Here is a 3,468-nt window from a genome sequence, read left to right as displayed (position 1 = left end):
GTACACAGTGCACTGGGTTATGTATCGCCTTTTGAGTTTGAAGCAATGTACTATGATAAGATTAACCCGTTAGGTCAGGTGGCCTAACTTAAATAAAAAAGTCTCCGACAAACCCGGTACGGTTCAGCCCAGGCCCTGTAAATTTTATGGGGCTAAATTCTGGCCTTACAGGTCAATTAAAAAAGACTATAGGATTTTACCTAGGCATTGGTTTCGCCATGTTGATCTTATTCGTATTGTTTGGCTATATAGGTGAAGCTGTTATTCCACATGGATTGATTCATTATATTGCTTTAGCGGGTGCAATTTATACATTCTACTTGGCTATAAAAATGATTAGGGCGAATGTAGAAACAACTCAACAGCAAGAAAGCCATCTAACATTCTTAAATGGCTTATTTATTCAGTTATTAAATCCAAAAGCCATTCTCGTCATTCTACCTGTTACGACAATTATGTACCCTGCAGCCAAAATCACAGGAATCATGATCTTGATAGTTTCTTTACTGATTTCACTTGGTGCTGTTGGCGCACCATTCACCTATGCTCTGGTTGGAAAAGTATTAGGCAACAAAATTGCTAATCCTATCTGGTTTAATCGGCTAAATAAGCTGATGGGTATACTCTTGATTTTATCAGGGCTTTTTATGTTCAAAGATTTTCTTAATGGAATAAATCTGCTGTAGGACAAATTAGCCGTTCAAATCGAACGGCTATCTTTTAATATTTATCATTTTCCATTGAGTGGGAGTTAAACCAAATGTTTTTATAAAATGTCTGGTCATATGACTCTGATCAAAAAAGCCTGCATTTAAAGCAGCATTAACAATAGACTCCCCTTGAGCAAGGTAGAACTTAACTGTTTCTAAGCGACGCATGATCATATAACGGTGTGGGCTAGTTCCAAATAATAATCGGAAATCACGAGAAAGGCTCCAGCGGTCACGATCAGCATGTTTCTCTAAATCTGACAAACTTAAGTTTTCATGTGGATACGCCAAAATACACTCACGCGCTCTCTCTGCTGCCTTGTAGTCAAATTTTTTGTTTTGGTTAGATGAAGTATCTGAAATTTCACACAGTGTAGTTGCCAAATCAAATAGAGCATCTTCCTCTTCTAGGGTATCCATATAATTATTTATATTATTTAGAAAGCTATCCATTGCCCTAAACAGGCGAATATCATTACTTAAGCCATGTCTGATAAAAGGCAAAGGTTTACCCTTTAAAATGGTTTGGATCATCGCTGGTTCGATGTAAATCATTCTATAGCGATAGCCATCTAATGTTCCTGATTCACCATCATGCTTTTCATCCGGGTGTAGAACCATAGTCATGCCTGGCAAGCTATGTTGCAATGTACCTTTGTAATGAAAGTTTTGAACTCCGGAAAGAGTCCTGCCAATAGCATAAGTATCATGTCGGTGAGGTTTATAAGCATAATTGGAAAGAAATGCTTCAATTCTTTCTAATTTATGATTTTGAGTGGGGGATCTCACAATCCAATTATTTCCACTGGAGAAATCAGGCATAATTGATGGCCAATTTTTCGTAGATTCTATTGTAGATTATTTTTCACTTTTCCTAAAATTAACATAATACACGTTATACGTAATGCTTGATATTTCTCTTTAAATATCATTATATTAAAGCAAGCCGTTCTGAAATATAGGGCACCAGCAGAGCGGCTTTTTATTGATTATTCATGTTCCACGCTTAAAATTCGAACAGTGTTTCATGATTTTTATAAGTTAAACTAAATTTAGTTGCTAATCCCAATAAGCTATTCACTAACTTGTAAATATCGGTATACCGCCTGACGACTAATCCCAAAAGCTTTCCCTAATGCCATTTTCGATGGATACTTCCCCTCCTTCCATGCTTGTCGTAAAGCTTCAGCTTGGTCAGGCTTTAGTTTATGCACCCGACCTTTGTACTTCCCCTGAGCAGAGGCGAGTTTTATTCCTTCCTTTTGCCGCTCTAAAATGATCTCACGTTCGAACTGTGCAAAAGCACCCATCATTTGAAGCATCAAATTATCCATCGGGGTGGATTCGGCTGTAAAAGTAATATTTTCTTTTACAAACTGGATGGCGATCCCTCGTTTGACCAGTTTATCTACTTCAGTGACCAAATCTTTTAGGCTTCGCGCAAAACGATCCATTGAATGTACAATCACCCTGTCCCCTTCCCGGACATAGTTCAACATTTCCTGAAATTTAGGTCGGTCAGTATTTTTACCTGAAGCACGGTCAACAAAAATCCGGTCGACCTCAATTCCTTCAAGTTGACGTCCAGTGTTTTGCTCGACAGAACTTACCCGGACATACCCTACTTTTTGGCCTTTCACTTTTTCACGCCCCAATTGGATAAAAATGAACAATTTCGTAAATTATAATTCTTTAACACTAAAGTTACATGTTACTTATGATTAAAAATCATTTAAATGATACATAATTTCATGAACTTCCAGATTGTAACTTTAGGGTATACTTTAAAGTTACACAAAACATCTATATGAAGACTAAAGTCCAAATTAGTGTTTATGTTGGTTCAATGTATTACATTTCGTATTTTCTATTTGTAACGTAATTTCAGTAATATTATGATTATGTTTTAGAACTTCTAAGGCCTTTTGATAGAGTTGATCTGTATTGCTATTCGGAGCAACCAAATGAGCAGTTAAATGAATATTTCTTGAGGATATAGCCCAGACTTTCAACTGATGAATCCCTTCAACGCCCTCTAGCTTCAATAAATCATTTCTTAACGACTCAATATCAATCTCATCAGGAACTCCTTCAAGCAGAATATGAATACTTTGTTTTAATAAAATCCAAGTTCGAGGTAAGACCCAGAAGCCAATTAACACAGCGATTACGGTATCAACCCACATCCACTGGGTAAAATAAATAACTATTCCTCCGATAATCACGCCTATCGATCCTAGAGCATCACTAAGAACTTCTAAATATGCACCTTTTATATTTAGACTTCCTTCAGCACTAGCAGAAAGGATTTTCATTGAAATCAAATTTATGACCAAACCAATGACCGCGACAATCATCATTCCAACACTTTGAATTTCAGCAGGATTCGTAAAACGTTGATAAGCTTCATATACAATATATATTGCTACCACAAAAAGCATCACCGCATTAAACAGAGCCGCTAAAATTTCAAATCGCTGATAGCCAAAAGTTCTTTTATCATCTGCGGCTTTTTTACCAATTTTGATAGCGGCAAGAGCAATAGCTAAAGCGGCTACATCAGTAAACATATGAGCTGCATCAGATAACAAAGCCAAACTTTGGGTAATAAAAGCAGCGACAACTTCTACTATAGGACTTACGCATTGACGGATTCAAAAAAGTATTAAAATACTTTATAAAGTATCTGTGATCAGACGAATTAAAAATGCTTCTACAGCAACTTGTACTCTACCCATTTATATGGGCTTTCTCATGA

At 36.6% G+C, this 3,468-nt stretch carries 3 protein-coding genes and 1 pseudogene; 1 reads left to right on the top strand and 3 read right to left on the bottom strand.

Annotated elements, in window-relative coordinates:
• Positions 1 to 92: 92 nt before the first annotated feature.
• The gene (locus tag FTU17_RS16980) at positions 93 to 686 is read left to right on the top strand and encodes a LysE family translocator (RefSeq protein WP_373684083.1); all 594 of its coding nucleotides are present in this window, start codon (positions 93 to 95) and stop codon (positions 684 to 686) included.
• Between the two features lie 27 nt (positions 687 to 713).
• Here FTU17_RS16980 and FTU17_RS16975 read toward each other — a convergent pair whose 3' ends face one another.
• The 3 genes and pseudogenes from FTU17_RS16975 to FTU17_RS16965 all read right to left on the bottom strand — a co-directional run.
• Positions 714 to 1,532 carry an AraC family transcriptional regulator gene (locus FTU17_RS16975; RefSeq protein ID WP_032073151.1) on the bottom strand — a complete coding sequence of 273 codons (819 nt, stop codon included), beginning with the start codon at positions 1,530 to 1,532 and terminating at the stop codon, positions 714 to 716.
• A gap of 251 nt (positions 1,533 to 1,783) precedes the next feature.
• Entirely contained in the window at positions 1,784 to 2,350 is a 567-nt protein-coding gene (locus tag FTU17_RS16970; RefSeq protein ID WP_000678311.1) for a recombinase family protein, read from the bottom strand.
• Between the two features lie 186 nt (positions 2,351 to 2,536).
• A pseudogene (locus FTU17_RS16965) lies at positions 2,537 to 3,343 on the bottom strand (cation diffusion facilitator family transporter); the annotation flags it as partial.
• Positions 3,344 to 3,468 lie beyond the last annotated feature (125 nt).

This window comes from Acinetobacter sp. YH12070 (assembly GCF_013419625.1).
Lineage (GTDB): Bacteria > Pseudomonadota > Gammaproteobacteria > Pseudomonadales > Moraxellaceae > Acinetobacter > Acinetobacter amyesii.
Note: the sequence above shows the minus strand (reverse complement) of the source record. Positions and strands in the feature narration are given on the sequence as shown.